The organism is Aminobacter sp. MSH1 (genome assembly GCF_003071665.1).
Taxonomy (GTDB): Bacteria; Pseudomonadota; Alphaproteobacteria; order Rhizobiales; family Rhizobiaceae; genus Aminobacter; species Aminobacter niigataensis.
In genome coordinates, this window is the sequence record NZ_CP026265.1 from 4,987,420 (window position 1) to 5,011,899 (window position 24,480).

The following is a 24,480-nucleotide window of genomic DNA, read 5'->3' on the forward strand; positions in this document are numbered from 1 at the left end:
CAAAAAAGCCCCGCCACCTTTCGGCAGCGGGGCTATGAATAATAATTGGGCACGCAGGATGGTTTACTGACCTGGCTGAATTGGCTGCGAACTAGCGGGCAAGGCAGGCGGCTGCCCCGCAACTGCCACCGGAGCAGCAAGTATGGCCTGAACTTTGGGTGCCACGGTAAGCATGCCAGCGACCAGCACCAGAGCCGTACTCACGACCACGACAATGAAGCCCTTCCCGGGGAGGTGATCAACCTTCGTTTCCAGCTTGGCGAGGCGTTCCCGAACGTCGCGGACGTCTGTACCAACCGCGCGCATATCTTTGCGCATCTCGTCGACATCGCGTCGGACATACTGGGCGTCGTTTTGCAGCTTGGCAATTTCAACCAAGGCAATATCAGAATTTCGCTGGTCACGTGGCGGTTGGCCCGTCCCGGGATCCGTGGGCTGCGAGGATGTGCGATCAGTCCCTATTTGCTTCAACTCGGATTCGCCCTGAGCCATTCCCACAAGTCTTTCCTGTGGTAACCCCAATGTCCTGCAACTGTAAAGACGACAAACCTGCCGAGTTGCCCCTCCGCCCCCAAGAGTTCTGCCGCTTGCCCAGCAGTTAGTCCGGTAGTCGAAGACGCCACAAATTGCCCCGGTGAGAACTCGAGATGGCTTGGAAAATGCTCCTCGACCTTCCTGGTCAGCGCCTCGTTCTCTTCTGGTGCGATGATGGCGAAGACAGTCATGAAATCGGTACTCTTTTTAACATGACGGCAGTCCCGTCGTGGCAAGGATAAACATTAAACATTATCCTTGCCAAATGGTTCATGTCCCTCGATCCAAGATCGGTTTCGATTGCCATATAGAACCTTGAGTTTGCGATTTCTAGCCATGGGGCATCAGGGGAGTTTGAAGCCTCCGCCCATCATGAAGGCGACGATGGCTAGGATGATGCCGCTGATGACCAGCTTGGCGATCCAGTTGAGGGTGCCGCTTACACCATCGATCTTGGCGTCGAGCGTCGAGAACCGCATGTCCATGTGCTTGAACTGCTCGTCCTTGCGGGCGTCGGCGATATCGCTCTGACGCTGCCAAGCTTCGAGCGCGGTCAACCGCTGGTCGCGTGACGCGCCTTGATGCTCCAATGACACCACACGAGAACGCAGATCGCCGTCCATCTCGGTTGTCCGTTCGCTCATTTCACCGCCCTTGCAGTCAGCCAGCCCATGAACAGGCCGAAGCCGATCAGCAGGACATCGTTGATTGGTATGATGAGAACCGTCGCCGTCATCGCTTCCACCCGCAGAGCCTTTCGCCGGTCTTGAGATAGGTCAGATGCCGAGCTGCCTCAGCATCTGACATGGCGTCGTACACCTGTTGCGAATATCGGAGATCCGGCGCGATCTCACAGAAGCTGCCCCTGGCCGTCGTACAGGCCGCCAAGCCTGTCAGGACGACGATCAGCAGCAGGATGCGGGTGATGATGTCGGCGAGCCGGCGCTTCATTTCGCGGCCCTCTTGGCAAGCTCGGCGCGCACCTGATCGGCCGGCATGGCGCCGACGTCGTTCTGAACCTCGTCGCGGATGTCGCGGGCCTTGGCTTCCTCGGCGGCGTGCTTGGCCCGCTCCTTATTGGCTCCGCGGCTGTTGCCCTTCAGGAAGGCGACCAGAGCCGCAATCACGCCGCCCATGATCGCCAGCAGCGTCGGGTTGGAGAGGAACGACAGAAGCAGCGCTGTCATGTCACTCGTCCGCCGACTGGTTGGGAACCTGATAGACGCCACCGGCAACAAGCGCGCCGACGATCAGGTCGCGGACAACAGCATCGAGACCCGTAATGTCGATCTCGAAGTGCCGCAGCCCGATCAACGCTCCGATGCCGAACGCCGCGACGAAGAATTTCGAATACTTGCGCATGGTCAGTGTCCTTTCTTCGAGAAGAGCGCGGCAATCGCCTTGCCGATGAGTTGCAGGAAGTAGGCCAAGCCCTTGGCGGGTTCGGCGGGGGCGGTGATGGGTTTCTCGGCCGACGCTGGCCTGGCTGGCTTCGGCTCGGGAATAGTCAGCGTCTTGGGCGCCTGCCCGATGTAGCCGGCAGCGCGGAGCGCGGTTTCGAAGGTCTTGGCGTAGCCGGCCAGATCCGCGGCGCGATCGGTGCCGTTCACGATGCGCCGGGCCCCGACATAGTCGACCTTGTCACCGTGGATGTAGTCGTCCAGCTTCTTGCCGGTGAACATGCCCTTAGTCATGCCGTCGAAGATGGCGCGCAGGGCAATCGGCCAGGTCATCATCTGGCCCGGTGCGGTCGCACCGAACTTGCGGTGGTTTTCTTCCCAGGTGACTTGCACCAGCCCCTCGCCCACCCAGGGATAGTAGCGCTTCGAGCGAAGGTACTTTTCGCCGCCCATTTCGCGGACGGGCTGCATGGTGTGCGCCGTCTCGTGGTAGGCCGTCGACAGGATATAAGCGAGGTGCCGAAGCGGTGTGCCGCGGCGCTGCGCCTCGTCGAGAATGCGCTCGGTGCCGTCGACCTGGCCCTGTGTGAGCGACGTTCCGAACGCGCCAGACGAGCGCGCGCGCAAGGTCGCGTAGAACTTGCTACGGTCCATGGGATTTCCTCAGATTGGGAGTAAAATGGCGCACGCGCGGGAGGCGCGGTTCGCTATGCGACCGCTCTCACCTATGACCTGGCAGGACTGGTATTACTGGGTAGTCGTCATCGCGGCGGTGTCGATGATCATGTGGCTTGTGGTTTCGTAGCAGGCAGCATTCAGCGCCGCTCCGGGGGGAACGGTTCTGTCCATGTCGGTGCCTTTCGATGAAAGATTCGACTTCCGCCAGCCGCGATGCTTTCATCGACATGGGACGGGGGAAGTCATGGATTGGTTAGCTATTGGAACGCTCGGCGCCGCTATAGTTGCCGCCGGGGCAGCGGTTTGGGCCGCGCTGGTCTCGCACCGACAACTTCGACTATCTGCCCACGCGTCTCAGCCGGAGTTGCCTGTTGTCGCGGCCACTATCCAGGCCGTCGAAGATGAGCCAGACTGGAGTCTGGTAGTCTTGGAGATGCGCAACCGAGCACCGATTTCGATAGATCTACTCACTGTCGCAATCGAAAATCCTCAAAGCATCGGGCTGCTGAACTACGAAGCGGCGCATGGCTCAGCACCCAACGACTTCAACGAGCGTACGCTAATGAGCCCGTTGCCGACCGCTCAAACCAAGCGAACCGTCGCCGCCACCACCAGTATGGGACGCGCGGGGTATCAGAGCCAGCACTCCCCAGGTGAATTGGCAATCGCCAACGTCTATGCTCACTGCAAACCATCTCGCTTCGCAGAAGAACGGGCACCTCGATTGCGCCTCGAAATGCGATGGAGAGACCACACAACGAAGACGTTTGCGATGGCCGTCAACATTATCAAGCCGAATACAGCATAAGGAACAAGCGCGATCAGCCGCGCGCTAGTGTGCGTCAGGTCCATGGGATTTCCTTTGATGATGAAGTCGTTCAATCTGGCCGCATCAACGGGATGGAGGGCTAGATGAAGTGGGTGATACTGATCGCTGGCGTGTTTTTGTTCTTCAACGGAATGTTCACGCGGACCTACAGCTTTGAGAACGAAAACCCCGCCAGACATTGCTACCAGATGGACTACATCGGGCTCTATGGATGCTTCGGCAGTCCGATGATGCCGACACTAATCGCTTGGGGTGCAACCCTGATCGGGGCAGGCCTGATTGCATTGTCGGTAATTCGCGGCAAGCAGAAGTCGGCCTGACTACTACGATTGAGGTCACAAACTTTTTGATGCAATGTCGTTCGCGCAGGTGGGGCGGTCGACGCGAACGCTTGGCGCTCCTTTAGGGCGCCCCCTAGTCCCCCTCGGGCACCTGCGCTTTATCTCACCCTGTCTGGAAGAGTGACAGACCGCCGCGCATATGCGATTGCCGTTGTGGCAGTTCACCTAATGCACTCTGCCAAGGTCGGCGTTGAAGTACCCGCCAAGGAGCTTTGCGCCGGCCACCTTCCTTACCGCTACCTAGAAAAAAGACCGCCCCGAGAGGGAACGGTCTTAACTCGATGCGGCGTGGGGGATGAGTGTGGGATCAGAACGCCATGCATCGGTAATGGATCAATTGAAGTCGCACAGCTGGCAAAGGTCAAATTGACCATTCGAGCTACAGCCCAACCCGCCGCGCTAGGCGGACCAGACCATCGACGGCAGTTCTGCCAGGAAGTCGATGACTGATGGCTGTGGCCGCTGACCAGTCTCCACCCTCATGAGTTCGGCATAGGCATAGACCCACACCGCATCACGCCAGGCGACATAGGCTGCCGCTTCGGCTGCCCATTGCGGGTTCGTGCTGTTGACGTAGGTCGAGATCGAAACAGCGTTGTCGTAGCGCCGCTGCTGAGCCATCGCATCAAGCATGGCGACGATGGCATTCTTGTAGTCGTCGACAGTTGGTGCAGGCTCCGGCACCTCGGGCCGTGTGAATTGCCCGGTCGCTTCATCGTAGAGATCGCCGATCCCGGCTGTATCGGATGCGACCAACATCTTGCCGTCGATGGCAAAACCATCTTTCGCCAGGATGACGTTGTCGACGACAAGAGTGGCGGCGTCGACCACCGCGAAATTCTTCGCTTCGCTCATCTTAGCCAACCACCCTTACAATAACTTTGCCCGCCGCGCCTGTGCCGGAAGCGCCGCCGCCTCCGCCCGGAACGGAACCGGCAGCACCACGCGCGCCACCATTGCCGCCATAAAGACTTACACCGCCCGCCGTGCTTCCACTTGTGCCACCAGTGCCGCCGCCGCCGCCGTAAACGCTACTACCGCCCACCGAGGCTGCTGAAGATGCAACACCATTGGCACCACCACCGCCTCCGCCCCAAATAGCATCGCCACCTTTGCCGCCGCCAGCAGCACCACCGCCTCCGCCACCGCCGTATCTGCCGGAACCGTTCGTTCCACTACCTAAACCGGGCGCGGCAATTAAGTTGTCAGTTGTAATTGCACCGTCACCACCATTCCCGCCCGCAGATGTGGTGGCGTTTGCGCCGGCAGATGTAGCGCCGCCGCCACCGCCGCCGCCTGAACCTGTCAAAGTGCTATTGCCGGCACCGCCGCCAAATGCGGTAACATATGAACCAAACGAACTGTTTCCGCCCGCAACACCTATGTTTCCACCCGCCGCACCACCCGCGCCGACCGTAACGGAAACTGAAGATGTTAGGTCGGATGCCTTGAGGAAATCAAAGTTATACGCACCACCACCGCCGCCGCCCCGGCTGTTAGAACCGTTTGCTCCGCCGCCACCGCCGCCCCAAACTTCAACCATAAGAATGGCGTTCGGATCTAGATTGGCCGGCTTGGCCCAGGTGCCGGAGACAAGGAACTCCTGAAAGTACGTACTCGCACCATCCCCGGACTCGCTGTTGGCGACGGAGAGGATGCGGAACTCGCCACCCATGAAGACGACCAGATAGGCGGTGCCTGTCGCGAAATCCCCCGGCCCCAGTGCTTCCCCCGTGGCCTTGACCAGATCGTAATAGGGATTGCTGTTGGTCACGCGCAGGCGGCAAGGGCCGGTGTTGCTGGCGTTGGGGCCGATGTAGAAACTCATGCTGGCCACGACGTCGGCATCGAGCACCGGGTCGACGGTGATCGTGTAGTCGTTGCCCGAATTGGACACTGCCGTCGGCTTGAGCGATGCCGCGTCGAACAGCATGCCGACCTTCGACGCCACAGCGTCCATGTAGTCTGGACCGGCAACCGGCGGCGTCGAGAGCGATGTGGGAAGTTTTCTGGTGGCCATCTTTTTCCTACCTGCTAGGGAGCGCGGTTACGCCGCCACGCCCCACAATTGCGGTGCCTCGTCGACCAGGGTCAGGTTGGCCGTGAGGTCCTTGCCGTTGGCGATTTCGGTGACGATGAGGCGCTTGAACTCGCGCCCGAGCGTGCCGGCGACAACGAGACAGCCCTCGGAAATCTCAGGGATCAGCGGGCCACCGTCGAACGGTCCGCCTGCTGTCGTCTCATCGGGGACCGGCGTTGCGAACGTCAGCGTGTCGGTTTCTCCCGCAGCATTGGAAAGGGCATGAACCGTCGTGCTGCCATCGGCGCGCCGGATTGCGATCCCTGTCTTCAGCCCCACTTCGAGCATGTCGGGCACGGCCAGCACGTCGGCAGTGGCCAACAGGTCGGGTGCGTTCTTCACCTCGATGGCGCCGTCAAGCACGATGCCCGTCACGTTTCCGCCGCTGGTCAGCACCGACTTGATGCGCCCGAACCCGTAGTGCCGGCTCAGGATGTCGTGGCTGACTGCCACCAGCGAACCGCGGCGGCAGACGATTGCCTCGACGGGAGCCGTGAACGAGTAGAACGTCGCGCGGTGCTCGGCCTGCGCCAGGTCGAACTGGGCGCGGCTGATGATCTTCGCCTCGTCGACGAAGCCGTCATAGGTCACCTGCTCGGTGCGGGCGTCGGTCCCCTCTGCACCCGAGCGGTAGACGACGATCTGCTTGGCCGCATAGTCGAGGTCTTCGTTGCGGTAATTGACGCGCAGCCCGGCCGGCACGCGAGGAAAGGCCTTCTTCCAACTGAAGCCGGCCATGTTGCGCGGCGAAAATACCTGCACCGGAGCCTCTGCGCTGCGGTCATAGTCGCGGATCACGCCCCATAGCTCGGACTGGTAGGGCCGCGCATAGCCGCAAGAAGCGACCAAGCGGAGCACATCGGCCAGCCCCTCGCCTTCAGCGACCAGGTCGCAGCTATAAGCGTTGTCGATGCAGGCCTGCCGCCAGGCTTTCAGTCCGTCGAAGTCGACCAGATCCTCCGGCATCGGGTCGAAGTTCAGCGGCCCGGTCAGCATGTCGAGGTAGTGAGGCGCCGGATTGGAAGTGACGACCAATGCACCCCATGTCGACCTGTTGGTGGTGAACAACTGCCCGGCAAACATGCGCAATTCACTGGATAGCGAAGCACCCGACCAATCGGTGCGCGTGCCGGCGGTGACACCTGCAACGGTTGATCCATCGGCAGTGAGATAACCCATGTTCAGATCGGTTGCCGCCCAGGCGGCAATTGAGCCGCCGCCCGTCGTGGAAGCTTCACCGATCAGAACATTGTCCACCCATAGCCGAATTCTGCCTGGGTTGATCCGCACGTCCCATGCAACGCGATGCCGCCTGCCATCGAACGGCAGCGACGATGTCGGGACGTTAAGAACGCAGGTATTGGCATTGCTGGCACCAACCGCACCCGAGCCGTCGCCGGCCCTAAACTGCAATAGCGTCCCTGCCGACCATGTGAAGATTGACGAACCGTTGGCAGCGTTTCTACCGGCATCCCAAATGACGGCGCCGGCAGGCGGCGAAGTCGGAAACAAGATGTCGGCCTCAAAAGAGACATCGCCGGCAACCGTCCCGCCGCCCATGGCAGTGAACGAAAGCGGTTCGAACTCCGTAGGCGCGACCGCGGGAAGATCATATTGATCGAGGTCGCGGACATAGCCGGAGGCCTTGACCGACAGCCGACCGATTGCGCGGTTGCGCGCCTTCAACGCGATCAGCGCAAGGTTCTTCTGGGCGATGGGGTACTGGGCACGGATCGAAACGATCCGCCTGAGCTGCACCCGGTCAAGCAGGCCTTCGCGCGTTAGCGGCAGGTTGTTCGATGTCGTTGAGCTGTAGAAGTCCAGAATGCTGCCGCTGTAGACATAGGTGTTGGACGTGAAGAGGTCATTGCGGAAGGTGGCGCCGCGCATCACCTCGATCTCGTACACCCCGGCCGGCCAGTCCGCCGCCGCCAGGCACACCGTCACCATGTCGGGCGCAAGCAGGATGTTGCGGACATTCGTCGTCTCGTTGGTGGCATAGCGGTAGATGTCGTTACCGGCACCGGCCGAGAAATAGGGATCGCAGGCGAAATCGGCGCCAACAGGCAGCACGTTCTGGCCGGGGACCAGCTTGCGGGCCTCGACGAAGCCGCGGTCCTGGCTCGGGTTGGGCAAGACGCCCTCGAACGCCTCGCCGAACAGGAACTTGACCTGCACGCGCCGCTGCGCCTGGCTGGCGTCCATATAGTGGATCTCGGGCAGACAACGCCAGGCGGCACTGCCACGCCGCCGCATCCTGATACGGAAGGGGATGCGCAGCTTCTGGGCCGGGTCCTGTTGCCGCGTCAAGCCGGCGACCATGATGTGCAGCCATGCCTCGTCGGGCGCCTCTGCCGTCGCCATGCCGTGCCATACCGGATAGGGCAGCGCGAACTTGGACTGGTCCTCGGCATCTGTGCCATGCACCGACATTTCCGTACCGAGGTCGAAGGTCCTGCCCTGGCGCCGCGTCAGCTTGAGCTTCTTTTCTCCCGGCAGGCCGGCGCGCGTCTCGATGGTCAGGTCGGTATCGGTTGCCGCAGGGTCCCAGGTCGTGTCGCCGAGGCGGATGTCCTGCAATAGATGCGGCCCGGCAAGGCAGTGAACGGCCTCGACATATTCGTCCTGGCCGATCAGCTCGACGATTGGCTCGAAGGCGAAGGGCGGGAACACGCGCCGCGTGCCGATCACGCGCGGGATGGCGGCATTCGGCTCAAGCAGGTTGCCGGATACCGACGCCGGTTCCACTTCGCGCGTGTCGGACTGGTCCTTGTTCGCAGCTGACCGGACGGGTGGCGACGAGAGCGCGCCGACGACCAGCGCTCCAACGATGCCGACCGATGCCGCGAGCAACTGCGCACCGACAGTGCCACCGGCGATGCCAAGCAGCGGAATGCCGAACTGGGCTATACCGCCGGTGACGAAGGTCAGCGCAATGGCGGCGATGAGCCCGAAGATGCTCTTGCGACCCTGACCGCCGCCACCTTGCAGGGGCAGGTGCAGCGTGACATCGGCATGCTGCTCGGCTGTCGACGGCTTCGGGCGAACGAACGCCCACATCTCGCGCGGCACGTCCTGCCCGTTGACGAGAATTCGGCCATGCTCCCAGAACTCGGTAGGAATGTCAGGCATGCGCGCCGCCATCTCGGCGACGGTCATACCGCCCGGCCAGTATTCGACGCGCGGGCTGCCGAGCGCGAATGGCTCGCGCCAGACAGCCTGGATCACGCCAGGAAGCGGTGACGCCTGAAGCATGCAATTCTCTCGCGGATGGTGAAGTGGGCGAGTGGCACGACGACGGCCGCGCTCGCTTCTTCGACATGGATCATGGTTGTGGCATCGGCCACCGTTCCGACATGGCCGATGCGGCGAGAGCCGTGGTAGCGCATGACGACGACGTCGAATGGGCGCAGATAGTGCCTGTCGACCTCGCCCCACGCCTCGCCGTCCTTGCCCGACGTGACCTCCCGGCTGACGCTGATGAGGTCGTGCGCGGCGATCTCGCCATAGGACGGCAACTCGATGCCGAGTTCCTGCGCATAGATGAGCCGCACCAGCCCCCAGCAGTCGAGCCCCGCTTTCGTCCGCCCGCGACTGACGAACGGAATGCCGACGTAGCGATTGAGCCAGGTCACGACCAGTAGAGCCCTGGAAACCTGTTCTGGGTTGCCCTAAGTGCCGGCCAGCTTTCTTGCGTGTAGTCCCACGACCTGATGGTGCCTGAGAGCTGCAGCACGTCGCCTTCCACATCGGTCAGGTAGAGATGCCTTGCCACGTAGATGCGCTCCACCGATGGGCCAAGCGGAACCCGAGGTGTCACCGATAGGTCGAACTGCGATCCCGCGATGACCTCGATGTCGAGCCGCGCCGGCTCGGTCGCGTTGAACACCGCATCCCCGATGCAGCGGTCGACGTTCTGCACGGTGAGGCGTGCTTTTGGTGCTTCTTCGGCGTCAGAGAGTAGGGTGATTTCGAACTCAAAGCCTTGGTAGAGATTACCCCCGAGCAGGAAGTCCGCCGGATCGGACACGACGCGAATGGGCTCCGGCAGCATCTTATGCCGAAGCGTCAGGAACACGAGATGGATCTCTGGTGATTCCTGACGGTCCAGCTCACGCCGAACACTAGGCGGGACCGAGCGCTCCATCAATCGAGCCTCATGATCTCAAAGCTGATCACGTAAAGCCCGCTTCGAAGTGCCTGCTCGGAATAGACGGGGGCGTTGTGGACGAACTTGAACCGCCGAACGCTACGCGTGAACGGGTCGTACCATTGGAACGGCAAGATGCCGCTTGCCAGCGTGTCGGTGAAAAACGCCATGAACACGTCATAGGCCGCGCTCTCCATCGGAGGCAGTTCGACCTGATACTTGCGGACAACCGTCGACGCACGCAGCCGGTCGATGCTCGGACCTACCTCAGGCTGAAATGACACCGCGTTGGACTGGGGGCCGCCAGAAATTCCGATACGGGCTGCAGGTGGCAGCTCGACAGGCCAGGTTGGATCGCTCATCGCAGCACCTTCATCGGTGAGGCGCCGAAGCGCGCCTTGTTGGGCTGGTCGAGATCGCCTGTGGCCATCCCTTGCTTCACTGTATCGAGGATGAACCGGCGGATTTCCGTCCCGTCACCGCCGCGCTCCCTCTCTTGCCGGACCTGGGCGGGCGTGTTGTTGATGATCTCGATCTTCACGTCTGCCCCGCCACTCGACAACCTCTGGCCAGGCTTGGTGATGTCGACGCGTTCATTCGGTGACTTTCGGAAGGCGACCACTTGGCTGTCGATGCCGCCTGCCCCTCCCGGCAGGATCGAGCCGCCCCGCGCAAAGCCCGGAAGCCGCAAACCTGCCCATGGGTCGAGACCTCCGCCTCCCCCGCCGAAGATGGCGCCAATCAACATCTTGAAACTCGCATCAAGCATCATGCTGGTGAGCGACTTCATGACGTCCGAAATAGCCTCCTTGACGCTCTTGGTGCCGTCGATGACGCCCTGGAAGGCGCTGGAGATGGTGGAACCGATGCTTCCGGCGATATTGGAGATGCCGCCTTGCATGCTGGTCATGCCGTCGGACAGACCCTGCATGACGTTGGTGCCGACCTCGTACATCACGCGCGATGGCGAATGGATGCCGAGCGTGCTCTTGACGCTGTCGACGAGCCCGCTGGCAAAACCAGCGATGCCGTCCTTGACCTGCGCGAACTTGCCTTTGATGCCCTGCCACAGGCCGTCCATGATCTGGGCGCCGATCTCCATCATCTGGGATGCCAGGTTGGCGAAGATGGCCGGAATCTCGGTAACGAACTGGACGATGCTGTCCTTGACCGCATGGACCTTGGCGACCATGCCGTCCCATGCCGCCACGAACTGCGCCCAGGCGCCCGCGACGAAGGCCGTGACGATAGAGGCGAGATTCTGGATCTCGGGCCAGAAGGCGATGACGGCCGCCGTCAGCCCTGCAAGGCCGGCGATCACCAGCGCGACAGGCGCGCCGATGGCGGCAATGCCCGTGGCAACGACGCCGAGAGCAAGGACCAGCGGGCCGAGGGCGGCGGCGACACCGGCGATGATCGTGCCCCATTTCAGCAGTTCGGGGTTGGCTTCCGCCAGCGACTGCACCCACTCGGCAAGCTTGGTCACGAACTCGGTCACCAGCGCCAGAAGCCCGCTGTCGGCGAACGCGATCTGCAGATCTTCGAACGCACCTGCTAGCTTTTCCATTTCGCCGTTGAGGCCTGCCATGCGTGCCGCGGCCTGTTGATCGGCGATGCCCTTGCGGTTGATGCTCGCGGTTGCAGCGTCGATACCCGACGCCCCCTGGTTCATCAGCGCAACCGCGGTGCGCATCGCGTCGACGCCGAAGATATCCTTCAGCGCGGCGTTCATGTTTTCGTCGGACAGGCCCGCCATCTTGGTCTGGAGCTCGCCTGCAATGGCCGACATGGACTTCATCGACCCGTCAGCCTCGAAGAATTTGAGGCCGAGTTCTTCCATGGTGGCCGCCGCCGCATCCGAAGCGGGCACGAGCCGGGTCAGGAATGACTTGAAAGACGTTCCAGCGTCGGAGCCTGAGTTGAACACATCGGACGTTGCAGCAATGACAGCATTGAATTCGGTCAGCTCGACGCCAAGAGCACCTGCCACACCGCCTGCCTGGCCGAGCGCAAGAGCGTAGTCGTCGAAGCCGAATTGAGAGTCGAGGGTCACCGCCGTGATCTGGTCGACGACCTTCGCCAGATCCTTTGCCTCAAGCCCGAACTGCGCCATGACGTTGGTGGCGACGTCGGCGGATCGCGATAGCTCGCCACCCGTCGCCTCGGAAAGCTTGATCGCAGCCTCGGCCGCGCCGCCGAGAATCTGCTCCGCGCTCAACCCGTTCTTGGCCAGCATTTCCAGCATGTCGGCAGATTCCGATGCCGACTTTGACGTGCTTCGGCCAAGGTCGCGCGCCAGCGTTTCCAGCGCCTGGAACTCCGCGCCCGTCGCCCCGGTGGCAGCAGCAACGCGGTTCATCGACGCCTCGAAGGCGCCGGCCGTCTTCAACGTCAGCGCCCCGAAGCCGAGGATGGGCGCCGTGAGTGCGGCAGACATGGTCTTGCCCGCCGACTGCATCGACTTGCCGATGCCCTTCAGGCTCTTCATCGCGTCGGCAAGGCCCTTGTCGAACATCGCCGTGTCGATGCCAAGCACGACGCGAAGGCTGCCGATGACTGCACTACCTGCCATGTCAATGCCTCGTCACTGCCGCCGTCCACCTATGGGCGATGGCGATCTGTTCCTCGACCGTCTGCCGGCGCTTCGATTTTTTCGGAGCGTCGTGCAGCAGGTCCTTGAGCTTCGGGAGTTTCTTCTGGCGAGACAGCGCCTCGATGTGCCAAACGGCCCAGGCACGGTCGTTGTGTTCGCGCTTCAGCCGGTTCGATACGCCGTCGAGAATGGCGCCGATTTCCCGCACGGTAAGACACCAGAAAAGCGAGGGATTCTGTCCGGCTTCGGCCCACGACTGCAGCAGCGGCAGAGGGTCTAGCCTCCCGCCGCTGCCTTCCGAGGGTTTGTCTTTGCCTTCGCCTCCGGGAATGCCAGCTTGAACGCCTCGCCGACCTTCTCGACAGCAATCTGGATGCCGGCGTCTGTGATAATCGCGCCGGCCTCCTGCACCGTCAGGGCGGAATGGTGATCGCGAAGCCCCGCCCAGACCAGCGCCCGCACCGAAGACAGCCGAAGCTGCCTCGCGTCCTGGATGCTGGCGATGATCTCGGTGACCGGCTTGTCAAGTTCGGCTTCAAGCTCGCAGATGGCGTTGACCGAAAACGCCAGGGTATACGCCCGATCGCCCGCCTGGAGGGCGACCGAGCCACGATGTGGATTAGCCATCTCCGCTCCTTACGCCGCGATGACAGGCAGGGTTTCGGCCGACGTCGCGGACGCGTTGCCGGCGGCATTCGTGCCGGTGACCGTGACCGTGATGTTGTCCCCGACGTCGCCGACGACCGGGACGTAGGTCGATGCGGTCGCGCCGGGGATCGCCACGCCTTCGGCCTTCCACACATAGGTGAAGGTCGGCGAGCCGGTCCATTCGCCGGGATATGCCGTCAGCGTCTGGCCGACCTGCGCGATGCCGCCGATCGCCGGGACCGCAGTGTTGGTCGGGGCTGCCGCAGGCGTCGAGACGGTCGAGCCGGTGACGCGCCAGGTAACGGTTGCCGTCATCTTGTCGTCGGTCGGAACCGCGGGCTCGTAGCTGGAGATCCAGCCGGAAAACACCCAGGCCACCGAGTTCGGGAAGGTGATGCGGCACTTGACGCGCGCCCCGGCGACCTTCAGCGCCGCAACCTTCAGATCGGACGCCGAGCCCGGCACGAAGTTCATTTCGAACGATGCTTCGCCGGGATCGATGAGGCCGGGAATGAATTCCCGGGTGCGGTTCGGCGACTGCATATGCGTGGCGTCGATCTCATCCACCGTGTCGTTCGGCGGCGTGATGTCGAACACCTCGGCCAGCTCGATCCATGTCGCGCCGTTGTCTTCGCTGATGTGGAAGAATGAGCCATAGCCAATTGAGGCGGCTGTTTCGGCCATCTTAGGTCTCCTTGTGATGAACCATGAAGTCGAGTGAAGTGCGGAACAGGTTCGTCACCTCGCCCGCGTCCGCAGCGGGAAGGTCTCTTTCGCCATCAAGGAAAATCCCCTGGATGATGCCGCCGCGATGACCTGAAAGGATGTCGCGCACGACACGCGCCGTGGCCTTGGTCGAGGTATAGGTCTCGCCATAGCAATCGATCTGCACGCGGCTGGCGACATAACCGGACGCGCCCTGCATGTGGTAATCGCGCAGGCCGTCGATCCGCTGCATGACCACATAAGGCCGGGCCGGATCGCTCTGCGGCTTGCGCCCCCAAAAGCGTCGCCCGCCGGCAACGGGTGCCAGCAGCGCGGTCAATGCTTCTTCCATGGACTATTTGCCCTTCGCGGCTTTCTTCGCCAGGCGTGCGGCGGTCTTCTCGATCTCAAGCCACGTCCGGTTGGCGATGATGTCGAGGACCTCGTTCTTGTGCTGATCCCATGCCGGCCGCATGAACGGCTGCGCCTGGTGGCCGGGGCCGGTGCCGAACTCCTGCAGATGGGCGGCAGGATCCGGCTTCGGGCCGATGAACATTTCGACTGGCGACTGCTTCTTGTGCAGCTTGGCCTGGCGGCTTGAAAGCCGGATGCTGACGTCGATGCCCTCACGCAGATAACCTAGATGCGCAGGCGCGAGCGAACGCGCGGTCTTCGCAACCGGCTCGCCGGCTTCCTTCAGCGTCCGGCGCAGGACGGCCTTGGCGTTGGCCTTCGGCAACTGCTGCAGCGCCTGCTCCAATTCTTTCAGCCCTTCGACGTGGACCTTGACGCCAGCCATCAGATCCTCCGCTCGCCACAATAGAACCGCACACCCCGCTTCGCGATGAAGGCGCCTTGCCGCTCGATGAAGTGGTCAATCCGATCGTCATCGCCATCAAGGAAGGGAGCAATGGACCTGAGGAATACCGTCACCGCGAACAAGTACGGCGTCACCCACCACGCCACGTGGACGGTCAGATGCACGGTCACGCGACCACCATGCAGGCTAGCCATTGTTCGCCCTTACCGCGGTGATCTCAATGAAGCGGTTCCGCCCATCGACCGTCTCCTTGGTCCCTTTGATGTTCCAGAGGTGGCCGTCATAGTTGATGCGGTCGACGGGAGAGACGGTCTTCGTGGTCGAGGACGAACGGATCACGAAATGGCTGAGATGGTACGCGCCCACCTGCTCGGCGCCGAGCAGTTCCGTCTTGACCATGTCGGAACTGTCCTTCCGCTGCGCCCAAACCGTCACCAGCGTCACCCAGGTCTCGACGGGCTCGTTAAGCTCGTTCGGAACCGACGTCGCCCGCTCGATCGTGATGCGGCGGTCAAGCATACCGGCGCCAGGCATCACGCGCCCCGCCGATGATTGCAGAGCAGCGCGTCGAACACCGTCCATTCCAGGCGCTGCGCGTTCTCACGGTTCAGATAAGCATCCTCGATCCAGACAAGCATGGCGTGCTGGACACTCTCAGGCACCCCGCCACCGTAGACAGCTGTCAGCGCAATCCGCGAGCCTGGCCGGATGCGCGGCCACGCCTGCCCTGGCTTCAGCCCAATAGATGGCTCCAGGCCGTCCTTGCGTGGTTCATACACCGTGTCTTCGACAGTTTCGGCCGCGCCTGCGGGATCTACATAAGAGACGGAACCCACCGACTTGAGGGGCCCTTCCGACAAACGGGCGAAATCCGAAAAGCTATCGCATTCGGAAACGACTGTTTGCTCGGCCCAGCGAGCATTGCAATATTCCTCGGCATGGGCGCGCGCGGCCTTGATGAGCCGCGTCAGCAGCGCGTCGTCATCATTTGTATCGACGCGACACTGCTGCTTAGCCTGCTCAATCGTCACCGGCTCGACGGACGGTGGAACCGTAGTCGTCGACGGATACCACATGATCAGCCACGCGTTTCCGGAAGGGTGACGGCGTCGGTGGTTTCCTGAACGCCGGGATTCTCACCAAGCGCTGTCACCACAGTGGCCTTGAACGCCGCCAGGGCTTCGATCTGCCCGGCCAGTTCAGCTTCGCGGCTCTTGGCGGCCTCATTCTCGCTGATCAGACGCGCGTTTTCCTCAAGGAGCTTCGCCCGCTCATCATCCCATTCCTTTTTCGTATCGGGCTTCTTGACGGGCTCGACAGGTGCCCTTTCAGCAAGGCCAACCTTGATGAATCGGGCCGCTTCCTTGTCTGAAAACCGGTCTGTGACTTCCCCGACTGACAGGGAGAAATCCCGCCCGGCCATGCTCTCAAGCATCTTCAGTTTCATGATCGTCTCCTTCGGTTTTGAGAGCGGGCGACCGAGGCCGCCCGCCTTGCAAAGCCGAACTTACGTGGCAGCAGTGATGAGGTGCTTGACGCCGGCAGTGTCGCCAAGTTCACCATCGAGGCGGATCAGGCCAAGCAGGCCGATATCCGGCGCGAACCGTTCCCGGGCGACGAACATCACGACGCCGCCGACCTTGCGGACGAAATACTTGCCGAAGTCGCCGAACAGCATGACCTTCTTGGCCGCCGCCAGAGAATCCATCGCCTGGTTGATGGAATAACGGTAGCCGAGGATCGAGCCGGGAACGCCATTCTGCACGTCGCCGGCAGACCAGATGTAGCGGTTTTCCGCGTCCTTCAGCTTGCGCAGGGCCCCGAGCGTGGTGTCATTGAACATGAAACGCACCTTGGGCGACTGGCGATAGGCCGGATCGACCGAATGCACGAGGTCAATGATCTCGTCATAGGTGATTGCAGCTGTCGCGGTGGCGGTCTTGCCGAGGCTGGAAGCCGTAACGATGCCGTTCGGATCGTCGGTGCCGTCGCCAGTGGTCAGCTCCAGATTGGCACGACGGCCGAGACGCTGGCCGAGCAGGTCGCCAAGCAGGGTTTCGAAGTTGAAGATCGAGTCCTGCGCCAGTTCCCAGGAGAACTTCACCCACTCGGTGTCGTAGGCATAGGCGTTCAGCGTCTTTTTGCCGAAGGTCGCATCCGAACCACCATCGTCCGTCACGGCGCCGGCTTCGGTATGTTTGGCAACCGGCACGCCAGTGTCGTCGATGGTCGGGATATCAATTGGATTGCCGGCGCTGGTGTTCATCGCCGTGCAGATATCCTCGTCGTACATCGGCCCCCAAGCCTTCATCGACTTGATGATCTGGTTGCTGAGTTCGGTCGGGACCGTGTAGCCGCCGGCGCTCGGCGTGCTCGTCGTCTGCGCGCGAGCCTCCTTCGAAGCGACACCAGCCTGCAATGCGGCGCGTTCCTCGGAAGACAGGGCAGACATGTCACCGGCCACCTGCACATAGCGATGGAAAGCGGAGCGATACGTGACCTGTTCACCGTCATCTTGGCCGCGGCCCTCACCGTCGCCAGGGTTCGGCCGGTTTTTGGCCCGTTCCTCGGCAGCGGCATCGTCGATGCGCTTCTGTGCATCGGCCATGCGCTTTTCGCGGGCGATCTGACCGTCGACCTTGTCGAACTCGACCATGATGTCGTCATGGCGCTTCTCCAACTCGGCCGCGCGTGCCTCGTCGGTGTTCTTCTTGATCTCATCAAGGGCCGAGCGGGCGTCGGCAACGAGCTTTTCCCGCTTCTCAATCAGTTCCTTGCTCATGGGTTTCTCCTATGTGAGCAACGTCGAAAGGCCCGCTCGAAAGCAGGCGATGGAGACGGGAAGCGGGATGCTTGCCGCGCCCTCCGGCCGGATTGCCGGGTGAATTCAGGAAATCTTGCGGAACTTCGCTTCGGCCTCGGCCTTGCGGCGGGCGAAGGCTGCTGCATTGTGCTGGCGGCGGGCCTCGTTGCGCGCTTCCTCGCGTGATCGGAGCGCGACCGACGTTCCGTCATAGGCCGGCTCGGATACGATGCTGACCTCGCCAAGCCTCACTTCGAGCAGGGTGCGCTTCGGCGGGTCGACCGTCTCGTCCCATTCCTGCCGAACGGCTTCGAAGCGGAACGACATGCCGGAGACGTCGCCGCGCTCGACGAGCGTCTTCACGTCGCGGCCATCGGTCGTGTCGGGAAGGTCGATCTCAACGCGAAGGCCCTTGTCGTCTTCCTCGCAACGCAGGGTACCGGAGGAAAGCCGGCCAAGGACACGACCGGTGTCGTGATCGAAGTAGGCCCTGACATCCGCCGTGCGCAGCGTGTTGGTGAAAGCGCCGCGGGCAACGACTTCCTTGAACCATCCGCCGATGTCGGCAACTTCTCCGAACACCGCCGCATAGCCGGACACCGTCATCTTTCCATTGCCATCGGCCCGGTGCTCGACCGGACGGACAAGCGAGCGCTTTTCTGCACCTTCAGGCTTGGTCGTCATTTTTGTCTCCGTCGAGGTCGTCGGATGGTTTCGCGGGTTCAGGTTTCAGCGGCTGCTTGCCGAGCACGACAGTCGCACCCTGCACCAGCAGTTCATCGGCATCCGGGTTCTTGTGCTTCGGCCTGTTCTCAAGCGCGCGGCCTTCGTTTGGCGTGATCTGAGCGGTCTGGATCGCGCGGGCGATGCCCTCGATCCGGCTCTTGAAGTCGCCACGCATCAGGCCGTCCAGGTTGTGCTCGACATAGCGGCCGTTCTTGAATCGGCCGAACAGCTTCAGGTTCGCCTCGTCTTCGAAGGCCTTCGCCCACTGGCTGATCAGGTGCTTGACGAGATGCAAATCCTGCTGCTCGACATTGGCGAAAGTGCCCTTGCTCAGATCCTGCAGAAACACCGGAGGCATCTGGTAGGCGCGAGCGATCTCCTGAATCTGGAACAGGCGGGCATCAGTCATCTGCCCCTTTTGAGGATCGAAGCCGACCGCCTTCAACTCGTGGCCAGCCGGGATCGGCAGGATCGGGCTTTTGTTGTCCTTTGCAAACTTGATCGCACGATCCACATCGTCCGCCGCGCGTTGCATGGCCGGGGCGCCCTGTGGCAACGGACCGGACAATGCAAGGGGCGGAACGCCACCACCGGCGAAGAAGTTCGAGCCGTAGTCGTTCATGGCAAGCGCAAGCTGAATCGCCTTCGACGCCATCATGATCGGGCCGCGATGCGAAACCTGATCATCCTTCAGCATGAAGGGAATATCGATCACGTCAGCGGCCGGGTATTCCTTGTTGTCGAACTTGTAGACCTGCTTGAAGCCGACGCGCTTGATCGAGACCTTGCGCGGGTCCATCGGCCACAGCGCCTCGATCACCGAGCCATTTCGCTCTATCCATGCCAGGCCGCGCCCGCCAGTGAACACGCACTGCCAGAAATACTGCCGGAACTTGAACGATCCCATCAGGTCGTTCGGCGCGTCGTGAATGGTGACCGCCGTCTTGCCGGTCAGCTTGACAGGCCCATCATTCGTATCGCGATAGGCATGCAGAGGAACTGTCGCCATGGTGCGTGACAGGAAAGCCACGGCCGCCAGCGCGGCAGGAACGGTCAAGGCGCTGTCGATGGTGACATTCGGGAGGTTCGCCCCACCAATGCCGAAATAGGCCATGAACTCCGTGGTCTGCGACACCGGAACCGCAGGGTTCTCGATGCTGCCCGACCGCTGTTCGCTAGCGGAACGACTTATTTCGAAACCGATTTTCATGCGCCTACCAGACTGAAATTGGGATTATCCCAAGGTGATACCGGGACAGGCTCATCCGCCGTCATCCACCGGCCAAGCGCCATGATGTGGGCCACCGGCCCGTCGATCTTGTTTTCGTCGCGCTCTTTGCGCGGATAGACCTGATCGCGGTGATTGGCCTTGGTCACGACGTTCGACAGCATCCACGTAAAGACCGGATCGCCGTCATGGGCGATGGCACGCTCGCGGATCAGTGCGTCCATTTCCTTCATCGGCTCCGAGAAGTTGTTCATCGTGGGCAGGACCTCAACACAGGGCAGCCCCTGAGCCTGCAACTCGCTCACCATCATGCGCGCCTGGTGCGGGTCAAAGTCGATTTCTTCGACCTGGAACCTGTCCCGATACTCAAGCAGATCGTCGCGGATCACCGTGTAATCGATCATCTCGCCATCGGTCGGCGTGATCAGTCCGTCGCGGTGCCAGGCCTGATAGTGCTCGTTCTCGCCCTTCTCGACCGTGGCGTCGGGCAGGTAGTAGCGACCGAACCGGGCATACTGGTATCCGGCCTCGATCAGTTCCTTCGCCTTCGCGCAGTCGCATCGGTCGAGCCTGAATGTGATCTCCATCGCCGCCACGTCGACCTTCGACGCGAGATCTAGTCCGATCCGGCACGGCTGCTTGTCGAAGTCCGAAAGCTTCAGGCCCTCAACCGCGCTTTCGATCCAGCGTTGAACGTTGAAGAACGCTTCCTTGGCGTTCACCCATTCATTCAGGTGCTTGGTCTTGAACGCCGACACATGGCGGGCATTGTTGATCGCGCGCTGCTGTTCGGTCAGCAGGAACTTTTCACCAACCGACACACCGAAGTTCGGATTGGCCTTCTTCAGCGCCGCCGGCGTTGTCCAGTCGTCGTCAGCGTCGAGGCCGTACAGCAGCGCAAACAGCCCATCGTCATCGATGATGCCTTCCAGCATCCGACGCGCTTCCTGCATCATGGCGTAGCAGGGACCGGCGATGTTCGATCCTGCCGTGGTGATGACCAGGAGCAACGATTGATCCCGCGCACCCATGCCGGTCGCCATGGTTTCCAGCAGCGCATCGGTATCGTGTTCATGGTACTCGTCGATGATTGCGCAGGACGGGGATGCGCCATCACCGGGCTTGCCGATCACCGGCTCGAACCGGCCTCCATCCTCGGCACTGAAGATGCTCTTGGCATTGACCTCGATGCCGTAGAATTCCCGGAACTCCGGGTTCCGCTGCGCCATGATCTTCGCCGGCCGGAACACCTCGTAGGCCTGCTTTTCGTTCGTGGCGCCGGAGAAGATTTCCGCGCCGTGCTCGCCGTCAGCCGTCAGCATGTAGAGCCCGATTGCCGCTGCCCACGCGCTCTTGCCATTCTTACGAGGCACTAGCAGCATAGCCTGGCGAAACCGCCTGAACCCGTCGACCTTGCTGACCCAGCCAAACACCGAGCAGGTCATGAACACCTGCCACGGCTGCATTACCAGGCGCTCGCCGCGCGCTGCCCAACTGCCTTTGGTATGTGGCATGAGTTCGATGAACTGGCACGCTGCCTCGGCCGCGCCGAAGTCGAACCGATACTCGAAGCCCTTGCCCCTTTTCAGATCGTCCAGATGCCGCTTGCAGGCGAGGCGGACCCACTTGCAGGCTGGTATCTTCCCGGCCGCCACCTCCTTCGCGTAGCCAGTGGCGATCTTGACGTAATCACGATCCACGACGCCCTACCTTGGCGAATGGGTTCGACGCCGGGGCTTTCGGAGCGCCTGCCACCATGCGGCTGCGCGGGCCAGCGATGCCGAACATCTCGGCTTTCTTCCGAACCTCGGCAAAGGCTGCGACCGGAGGCATTTCGCCAGCGCGGATCGCCTTCACGATCCCGCCTTGCAACACGCAGAAGTTGGCAAACTCGTTACTGTCGGCCTCCGACACCAGCTTCTGGCTGACCCGGCCTACATTGTCCTGCCAGACTTCCTCGCCCTCCGGCGTGAGCCAGTCCGGCATCTGCGGCATGCCGTCAGATTCGATGATCTGGATATCGGCATCACGGTGAGCGCGGTATGTCCCTCGCATCTCCTTTTCTGCCGGCAGCATTTTCTTGGGACCGCGCTTCATGGATTATCTCAGCCCCAGAATTTAATTTGGCTTCGCGAAAGTTTTCCTGGGGGCGCCGGTCAGGGCAGGAACGGCCGGAGCTTTTGGCCCACCCCCTCCCGTCACAGATGCAGGGCGCGCTTCGCCGGGCCTCTCACGAGTTCCCATTCGACGGCGTGAGCGATGCGAGTTCATCGTTCGTCATCTCACCACCTCATCGCCTTCTCTGCGCTCATAGGCGCTCCACCACTTGCCGATGGCCTCGAAGGTGCTTTCCCTCGGGCGGGTCGTGTCTGCCCTCACACGGGCCATGCACTCGGCTGGCTTGGTCTCCATGACGACGATGCGCTCGGGCTTCATCGTGTCTGCCCACCACTGCCTGTTGTCTGCCCTTGCCTCTGAGACGATCAGCCATGCTCGGGGCCAGCGTGCGGTTGGGCGGCTGATGTCGCCCAGCATCTCGTTGCGGGCGCGGATGGCTGGTGTCAGCCACTTAGCCCTGTCCCATCCATGGAGTGACTGGCCGGACAGGCTGCAGGCGATCACGTCGAGATCGATGACGAGATCGCGTGGGCCTGCATGCTCCTTGGCGTATGTGCTCTTGCCCGAGGCCGGCGCACCACAGACGATGACCAGAGGTATCGTCGACGGTCTGAGCCATTCCGGCCGCCACTGGTGCTTGCCGAATGCCTGGTCGCGTGCCGTACGCTTCAGGTGGCAGGGAGGGCACAGGGGCCGAAGGTTCTCCCGCTCATTGTTGAAGCTGTTGCCGTCGATGTGGTCGACTTCATCGGCGACTGTCATCTTTCCTGCCTCTTTGCAGAAGCGGCACAGCGGCTCTCGGGCGAGGACGACCCGGCGCACCTTCTGCCAAGTCCATCCGTAACCGCGTTCGGTCGTCGTCAGCTTGTGCTTACCGACTATGGCCATGGCTCATGCCTTCCGTGTCTCCGGTTTGAGCGGTCAACATGGTCTCTTGACGATGACGTCGCGAAAAATGAGAAACTGGTCGGAGCGAAACAACGAGGTGACCGGAATATGAGTAAGGAAGACGTCAGATCCCCGCAACATCAGCCCCTATCGGTGGACTATGACGGTGATTGCCAGGACGCTCTCGCAGCTCATCTAGACAAGCTTCTGGATAATGCTGAAGCAGCCGGATGGGTGAGGACCACGGCAGCGGCAGCGCTCATGTATCTAAGTGCAAAACGCCTAAAGCCCGTATCGTAACCTCAATCGCGAGGCCTATATTCTACTCCGACTTGAAACTCGCCCCTGAACCATCCAGCAAGATGGCAGGGGTGATGCGCCGTGCCGACCCGACGACTTCCGGGGAAGGGAGCTACCCGTCTCTACCGCGCCGCTGGCGACCCCTGACTTAAAAGACAATCACCCCGCCCGCTTAACGGGTGCCCTTTGATCCAGAAGTTCAGGGAGGTGCCGGGGCTCAGCACCCCAGCTGGCCTGGCCACCACGAGGATGAAAAGGCCGAAGCGAATGTCGCGGCTAACCCTGCCTATTGCCCGACAGCGCTCGCATAGCGGCTGCTTGGCGAGTTGGACCTTGCGGGCTGCCTGCCATGCCTTCAGGCCGTACCACCTGCGATACGCCTGGGCATCAGTGCTGCGGTTGTGGGACCGACCCCGCTTGTCAGTTAGCGCCACGTCGGATTACCTTTGATGAATTTCAGAGGGGCGGGCGGCATCTATGGCACCGAGATTGAAGTTCATCGTCAACCTACTGGCAGACGGGTCTGTAGTTTCGGCCGATGGAGAATATCTTGGCGCGTGGGGAACCGACGAGACCGACGCATTCTACCTATTTACCCCAGACGGCGCGGACGATCACATCCTGCTCCACCCGTTCTTCGGTTTGCTCTGCAAGCAGGTCGCCTGCTGGCATTTGGGCGTACCGTACGACCCGGATATGCCGATGCTCGCAGATCGCCATCAGGATGATCCTGGCAAGCCATCGGCGCCGCTGTAGGGATACTATCGGGTTTGATTGCCGGGATCACCCGCCCGCCGAGATCACAGTTGATCGGGAAGGATCAGGAACTTCTCCCAGACGCCTTCGCGCTTGATGTCGTCGGCGTCCTCGGCCGGCACATACTGGTAGTGGTACGGGCCGTTGCACGAGTTCCACAGCATCAGCCGGTTGTGCATCCACCCCTTTTCGAGGTCGGCTTCCGTCAGCTTGCGAATGGGCTTCCAGCGCACCGGACTGCTCCGGCTACTGGATAGCGGCAGGCGTCGAGACGGTGGCCCGAGGCGGGACAAACACCTTGTTGGGGTGCTTGTCGCTGAACCATGCGCGGCCGCTCAACTGGTCGGCCTCATCGCGGGCGCGGTGGTAAAGGTCGCGATACCACATCGGTTCCTGCTGACTGAACGAAAGGCCATGCCAGAGCAGCGCGAAATGCCACTGCCAGCCACCATTGGGCTGCTTGTAGGCAGAGAAGCCAAAGAGTGTGCCGACACCAGCGCCGAACCCGAACGAATTGGCAATCGCGAAGGGCTTGAGCCACATCAATTCATGGCGCCGAAGGCTGAGAAGCCACCGCCAAGTCAGACTGTGCGGCGGGTGATAGGCCGCCAGGTTCCACGAGCTCTTGCTCGACGTTCGTCGGAAAGCACTAAAGCCGGGGACGACAGCCCTCAGAACGAGCAGCGCCGGGATGATGACCGGCGTGAGAAGGAAAGCCGCAAGTAACAGCGGCAGGCACAGCAATCCGAGCATGACGCCGACAAAGCGCATGGCTGTCTCCTGGGTTTGAGGGGATGTGGCGGAACCTATTTGCCGCTGCTCAGTTAGGCCGGGAACCGCTCACTTAGGAGCCCGGCGATGCATCAAAGCACCTACATAGTCG

General features: G+C 61.8%; 34 protein-coding genes. 3 read left to right on the forward strand and 31 right to left on the reverse strand.

Translation table 11 applies throughout. The annotated features are described in order from the left end of the window. Positions 1 to 63: 63 nt before the first annotated feature. The 7 genes from CO731_RS24670 to CO731_RS24690 form a co-directional block, all read right to left on the reverse strand. Complete coding sequence (locus tag CO731_RS24670; RefSeq protein WP_108609259.1) at positions 64 to 378, reverse strand: hypothetical protein; 315 nt, start codon at positions 376 to 378, stop codon at positions 64 to 66. 89 nt (positions 379 to 467) lie between these two features. Further along, the gene (locus CO731_RS28875) at positions 468 to 725 is read right to left on the reverse strand and encodes a hypothetical protein (protein WP_108609260.1); all 258 of its coding nucleotides are present in this window, start codon (positions 723 to 725) and stop codon (positions 468 to 470) included. Positions 726 to 878: 153 nt separating this feature from the next. After that, entirely contained in the window at positions 879 to 1,178 is a 300-nt protein-coding gene (locus CO731_RS24675) for a hypothetical protein (protein ID WP_245439519.1), read from the reverse strand. Positions 1,179 to 1,266: 88 nt separating this feature from the next. Beyond that, positions 1,267 to 1,485, reverse strand: coding sequence for a hypothetical protein (locus CO731_RS24680; protein ID WP_108609262.1), 219 nt, complete (start codon positions 1,483 to 1,485; stop codon positions 1,267 to 1,269). Further along, complete coding sequence (locus CO731_RS24685; protein WP_108609263.1) at positions 1,482 to 1,721, reverse strand: hypothetical protein; 240 nt, start codon at positions 1,719 to 1,721, stop codon at positions 1,482 to 1,484. Before CO731_RS24685 ends, CO731_RS24680 begins: the two co-directional genes overlap by 4 nt. Before the next feature lies 1 nt (position 1,722). Next, on the reverse strand, positions 1,723 to 1,896 hold the full coding sequence (locus CO731_RS29120) for a hypothetical protein (protein ID WP_199914513.1): 174 nt from the start codon (positions 1,894 to 1,896) through the stop codon (positions 1,723 to 1,725). A 2-nt stretch (positions 1,897 to 1,898) separates the two neighbouring features. Then, positions 1,899 to 2,588, reverse strand: coding sequence for a hypothetical protein (locus CO731_RS24690; protein ID WP_199914514.1), 690 nt, complete (start codon positions 2,586 to 2,588; stop codon positions 1,899 to 1,901). Positions 2,589 to 2,781: 193 nt separating this feature from the next. Between CO731_RS24690 and CO731_RS24695 the strand changes: the two genes are divergently transcribed. Beyond that, positions 2,782 to 3,420: a hypothetical protein gene (locus tag CO731_RS24695; protein WP_159091714.1), complete on the forward strand. Its 639-nt coding sequence runs from the start codon at positions 2,782 to 2,784 to the stop codon at positions 3,418 to 3,420. Between the two features lie 104 nt (positions 3,421 to 3,524). Beyond that, a complete protein-coding gene (locus CO731_RS24700) occupies positions 3,525 to 3,761 on the forward strand; it encodes a hypothetical protein (protein ID WP_108609265.1) in 237 nt (78 codons plus the stop codon). 420 nt (positions 3,762 to 4,181) lie between these two features. On the opposite strand, the gene CO731_RS24705 is transcribed toward CO731_RS24700, so the two are convergent. The 22 genes from CO731_RS24705 to CO731_RS24810 all read right to left on the reverse strand — a co-directional run bounded on the left by CO731_RS24705 (position 4,182) and on the right by CO731_RS24810 (position 22,541). Then, entirely contained in the window at positions 4,182 to 4,637 is a 456-nt protein-coding gene (locus CO731_RS24705) for a hypothetical protein (RefSeq protein WP_108609266.1), read from the reverse strand. Position 4,638: 1 nt separating this feature from the next. Beyond that, entirely contained in the window at positions 4,639 to 5,715 is a 1,077-nt protein-coding gene (locus CO731_RS28880; protein ID WP_159091715.1) for a hypothetical protein, read from the reverse strand. A gap of 114 nt (positions 5,716 to 5,829) precedes the next feature. After that, positions 5,830 to 9,117 (reverse strand): hypothetical protein, encoded by a 3,288-nt coding sequence (locus CO731_RS24715; protein ID WP_108609267.1) that lies wholly within the window; start codon positions 9,115 to 9,117, stop codon positions 5,830 to 5,832. Further along, positions 9,087 to 9,497, reverse strand: coding sequence for an NlpC/P60 family protein (locus tag CO731_RS24720; protein WP_108609268.1), 411 nt, complete (start codon positions 9,495 to 9,497; stop codon positions 9,087 to 9,089). The genes CO731_RS24715 and CO731_RS24720 overlap by 31 nt, the downstream gene beginning before the upstream one ends. Then, positions 9,494 to 10,009 (reverse strand): DUF1833 family protein, encoded by a 516-nt coding sequence (locus CO731_RS24725; protein WP_108609269.1) that lies wholly within the window; start codon positions 10,007 to 10,009, stop codon positions 9,494 to 9,496. Before CO731_RS24725 ends, CO731_RS24720 begins: the two co-directional genes overlap by 4 nt. Beyond that, positions 10,009 to 10,374, reverse strand: a complete 366-nt coding sequence (locus CO731_RS24730; RefSeq protein ID WP_108609270.1) for a hypothetical protein — start codon at positions 10,372 to 10,374, stop codon at positions 10,009 to 10,011. The genes CO731_RS24725 and CO731_RS24730 overlap by 1 nt, the downstream gene beginning before the upstream one ends. Further along, positions 10,371 to 12,584, reverse strand: a complete 2,214-nt coding sequence (locus tag CO731_RS24735; protein WP_108609271.1) for a phage tail tape measure protein — start codon at positions 12,582 to 12,584, stop codon at positions 10,371 to 10,373. The genes CO731_RS24730 and CO731_RS24735 overlap by 4 nt, the downstream gene beginning before the upstream one ends. Before the next feature lies 1 nt (position 12,585). Further along, the gene (locus tag CO731_RS24740) at positions 12,586 to 12,813 is read right to left on the reverse strand and encodes a hypothetical protein (RefSeq protein ID WP_245439520.1); all 228 of its coding nucleotides are present in this window, start codon (positions 12,811 to 12,813) and stop codon (positions 12,586 to 12,588) included. Between the two features lie 68 nt (positions 12,814 to 12,881). Further along, a complete protein-coding gene (locus tag CO731_RS24745) occupies positions 12,882 to 13,232 on the reverse strand; it encodes a GTA-gp10 family protein (RefSeq protein WP_108609273.1) in 351 nt (116 codons plus the stop codon). A gap of 9 nt (positions 13,233 to 13,241) precedes the next feature. Then, a complete protein-coding gene (locus tag CO731_RS29440) occupies positions 13,242 to 13,937 on the reverse strand; it encodes a phage tail tube protein (RefSeq protein WP_245439521.1) in 696 nt (231 codons plus the stop codon). Between the two features lies 1 nt (position 13,938). Then, complete coding sequence (locus CO731_RS24755; protein WP_245439523.1) at positions 13,939 to 14,298, reverse strand: DUF3168 domain-containing protein; 360 nt, start codon at positions 14,296 to 14,298, stop codon at positions 13,939 to 13,941. A 15-nt stretch (positions 14,299 to 14,313) separates the two neighbouring features. Continuing rightward, positions 14,314 to 14,757, reverse strand: a complete 444-nt coding sequence (locus CO731_RS24760) for an HK97-gp10 family putative phage morphogenesis protein (RefSeq protein ID WP_108609275.1) — start codon at positions 14,755 to 14,757, stop codon at positions 14,314 to 14,316. Next, positions 14,757 to 14,948, reverse strand: coding sequence for a hypothetical protein (locus tag CO731_RS24765; protein ID WP_159091716.1), 192 nt, complete (start codon positions 14,946 to 14,948; stop codon positions 14,757 to 14,759). Before CO731_RS24765 ends, CO731_RS24760 begins: the two co-directional genes overlap by 1 nt. Positions 14,949 to 14,964: 16 nt before the next feature. After that, a complete protein-coding gene (locus CO731_RS24770) occupies positions 14,965 to 15,312 on the reverse strand; it encodes a phage head closure protein (protein ID WP_108609277.1) in 348 nt (115 codons plus the stop codon). After that, positions 15,312 to 15,854, reverse strand: a complete 543-nt coding sequence (locus CO731_RS24775) for a head-tail connector protein (protein WP_108609278.1) — start codon at positions 15,852 to 15,854, stop codon at positions 15,312 to 15,314. Before CO731_RS24775 ends, CO731_RS24770 begins: the two co-directional genes overlap by 1 nt. Before the next feature lie 2 nt (positions 15,855 to 15,856). Further along, positions 15,857 to 16,225, reverse strand: a complete 369-nt coding sequence (locus CO731_RS24780) for a hypothetical protein (protein WP_108609279.1) — start codon at positions 16,223 to 16,225, stop codon at positions 15,857 to 15,859. Positions 16,226 to 16,285: 60 nt separating this feature from the next. Further along, entirely contained in the window at positions 16,286 to 17,560 is a 1,275-nt protein-coding gene (locus tag CO731_RS24785; RefSeq protein WP_108609280.1) for a phage major capsid protein, read from the reverse strand. A 105-nt stretch (positions 17,561 to 17,665) separates the two neighbouring features. Continuing rightward, entirely contained in the window at positions 17,666 to 18,265 is a 600-nt protein-coding gene (locus CO731_RS24790; protein WP_108609281.1) for an HK97 family phage prohead protease, read from the reverse strand. Further along, a complete protein-coding gene (locus CO731_RS24795) occupies positions 18,249 to 19,517 on the reverse strand; it encodes a phage portal protein (protein WP_199914515.1) in 1,269 nt (422 codons plus the stop codon). The genes CO731_RS24790 and CO731_RS24795 overlap by 17 nt, the downstream gene beginning before the upstream one ends. Continuing rightward, complete coding sequence (locus tag CO731_RS24800; RefSeq protein ID WP_108609282.1) at positions 19,514 to 21,235, reverse strand: terminase TerL endonuclease subunit; 1,722 nt, start codon at positions 21,233 to 21,235, stop codon at positions 19,514 to 19,516. Before CO731_RS24800 ends, CO731_RS24795 begins: the two co-directional genes overlap by 4 nt. Then, a complete protein-coding gene (locus CO731_RS24805) occupies positions 21,225 to 21,632 on the reverse strand; it encodes a hypothetical protein (protein ID WP_108609283.1) in 408 nt (135 codons plus the stop codon). The genes CO731_RS24800 and CO731_RS24805 overlap by 11 nt, the downstream gene beginning before the upstream one ends. A 180-nt stretch (positions 21,633 to 21,812) precedes the next feature. After that, positions 21,813 to 22,541 (reverse strand): AAA family ATPase, encoded by a 729-nt coding sequence (locus tag CO731_RS24810; protein WP_108609284.1) that lies wholly within the window; start codon positions 22,539 to 22,541, stop codon positions 21,813 to 21,815. 789 nt (positions 22,542 to 23,330) lie between these two features. Between CO731_RS24810 and CO731_RS24820 the strand changes: the two genes are divergently transcribed. After that, positions 23,331 to 23,597, forward strand: coding sequence for a hypothetical protein (locus CO731_RS24820; RefSeq protein ID WP_159091717.1), 267 nt, complete (start codon positions 23,331 to 23,333; stop codon positions 23,595 to 23,597). A 44-nt stretch (positions 23,598 to 23,641) separates the two neighbouring features. On the opposite strand, the gene CO731_RS24825 is transcribed toward CO731_RS24820, so the two are convergent. After that, positions 23,642 to 23,830, reverse strand: coding sequence for a hypothetical protein (locus CO731_RS24825; RefSeq protein ID WP_108609287.1), 189 nt, complete (start codon positions 23,828 to 23,830; stop codon positions 23,642 to 23,644). 13 nt (positions 23,831 to 23,843) lie between these two features. Beyond that, complete coding sequence (locus CO731_RS24830) at positions 23,844 to 24,368, reverse strand: hypothetical protein (RefSeq protein ID WP_108609288.1); 525 nt, start codon at positions 24,366 to 24,368, stop codon at positions 23,844 to 23,846. Positions 24,369 to 24,480: the final 112 nt, after the last annotated feature.

What these genes read in the sequence shown, in the direction of transcription:
- CO731_RS28875 (WP_108609260.1), bottom strand. Translation starts at nt 725, where the DNA reads ATGACTGTCTTCGCCATCATCGCACCAGAAGAGAACGAGGCGCTGACC.
- CO731_RS24675 (WP_245439519.1), bottom strand. Translation starts at nt 1,178, where the DNA reads ATGAGCGAACGGACAACCGAGATGGACGGCGATCTGCGTTCTCGTGTG.
- CO731_RS24680 (WP_108609262.1), bottom strand. Translation starts at nt 1,485, where the DNA reads ATGAAGCGCCGGCTCGCCGACATCATCACCCGCATCCTGCTGCTGATC.
- CO731_RS24685 (WP_108609263.1), bottom strand. Translation starts at nt 1,721, where the DNA reads ATGACAGCGCTGCTTCTGTCGTTCCTCTCCAACCCGACGCTGCTGGCG.
- CO731_RS29120 (WP_199914513.1), bottom strand. Translation starts at nt 1,896, where the DNA reads ATGCGCAAGTATTCGAAATTCTTCGTCGCGGCGTTCGGCATCGGAGCG.
- CO731_RS24690 (WP_199914514.1), bottom strand. Translation starts at nt 2,588, where the DNA reads ATGGACCGTAGCAAGTTCTACGCGACCTTGCGCGCGCGCTCGTCTGGC.
- CO731_RS24695 (WP_159091714.1), top strand. Translation starts at nt 2,782, where the DNA reads ATGTCGGTGCCTTTCGATGAAAGATTCGACTTCCGCCAGCCGCGATGC.
- CO731_RS24700 (WP_108609265.1), top strand. Translation starts at nt 3,525, where the DNA reads ATGAAGTGGGTGATACTGATCGCTGGCGTGTTTTTGTTCTTCAACGGA.
- CO731_RS24705 (WP_108609266.1), bottom strand. Translation starts at nt 4,637, where the DNA reads ATGAGCGAAGCGAAGAATTTCGCGGTGGTCGACGCCGCCACTCTTGTC.
- CO731_RS28880 (WP_159091715.1), bottom strand. Translation starts at nt 5,715, where the DNA reads ATGCTGTTCGACGCGGCATCGCTCAAGCCGACGGCAGTGTCCAATTCG.
- CO731_RS24715 (WP_108609267.1), bottom strand. Translation starts at nt 9,117, where the DNA reads ATGCTTCAGGCGTCACCGCTTCCTGGCGTGATCCAGGCTGTCTGGCGC.
- CO731_RS24725 (WP_108609269.1), bottom strand. Translation starts at nt 10,009, where the DNA reads ATGGAGCGCTCGGTCCCGCCTAGTGTTCGGCGTGAGCTGGACCGTCAG.
- CO731_RS24730 (WP_108609270.1), bottom strand. Translation starts at nt 10,374, where the DNA reads ATGAGCGATCCAACCTGGCCTGTCGAGCTGCCACCTGCAGCCCGTATC.
- CO731_RS24735 (WP_108609271.1), bottom strand. Translation starts at nt 12,584, where the DNA reads ATGGCAGGTAGTGCAGTCATCGGCAGCCTTCGCGTCGTGCTTGGCATC.
- CO731_RS24745 (WP_108609273.1), bottom strand. Translation starts at nt 13,232, where the DNA reads ATGGCTAATCCACATCGTGGCTCGGTCGCCCTCCAGGCGGGCGATCGG.
- CO731_RS29440 (WP_245439521.1), bottom strand. Translation starts at nt 13,937, where the DNA reads ATGGCCGAAACAGCCGCCTCAATTGGCTATGGCTCATTCTTCCACATC.
- CO731_RS24760 (WP_108609275.1), bottom strand. Translation starts at nt 14,757, where the DNA reads ATGGCTGGCGTCAAGGTCCACGTCGAAGGGCTGAAAGAATTGGAGCAG.
- CO731_RS24770 (WP_108609277.1), bottom strand. Translation starts at nt 15,312, where the DNA reads ATGCCTGGCGCCGGTATGCTTGACCGCCGCATCACGATCGAGCGGGCG.
- CO731_RS24775 (WP_108609278.1), bottom strand. Translation starts at nt 15,854, where the DNA reads ATGTGGTATCCGTCGACGACTACGGTTCCACCGTCCGTCGAGCCGGTG.
- CO731_RS24780 (WP_108609279.1), bottom strand. Translation starts at nt 16,225, where the DNA reads ATGAAACTGAAGATGCTTGAGAGCATGGCCGGGCGGGATTTCTCCCTG.
- CO731_RS24785 (WP_108609280.1), bottom strand. Translation starts at nt 17,560, where the DNA reads ATGAGCAAGGAACTGATTGAGAAGCGGGAAAAGCTCGTTGCCGACGCC.
- CO731_RS24790 (WP_108609281.1), bottom strand. Translation starts at nt 18,265, where the DNA reads ATGACGACCAAGCCTGAAGGTGCAGAAAAGCGCTCGCTTGTCCGTCCG.
- CO731_RS24795 (WP_199914515.1), bottom strand. Translation starts at nt 19,517, where the DNA reads ATGAAAATCGGTTTCGAAATAAGTCGTTCCGCTAGCGAACAGCGGTCG.
- CO731_RS24805 (WP_108609283.1), bottom strand. Translation starts at nt 21,632, where the DNA reads ATGAAGCGCGGTCCCAAGAAAATGCTGCCGGCAGAAAAGGAGATGCGA.
- CO731_RS24810 (WP_108609284.1), bottom strand. Translation starts at nt 22,541, where the DNA reads ATGGCCATAGTCGGTAAGCACAAGCTGACGACGACCGAACGCGGTTAC.
- CO731_RS24830 (WP_108609288.1), bottom strand. Translation starts at nt 24,368, where the DNA reads ATGCGCTTTGTCGGCGTCATGCTCGGATTGCTGTGCCTGCCGCTGTTA.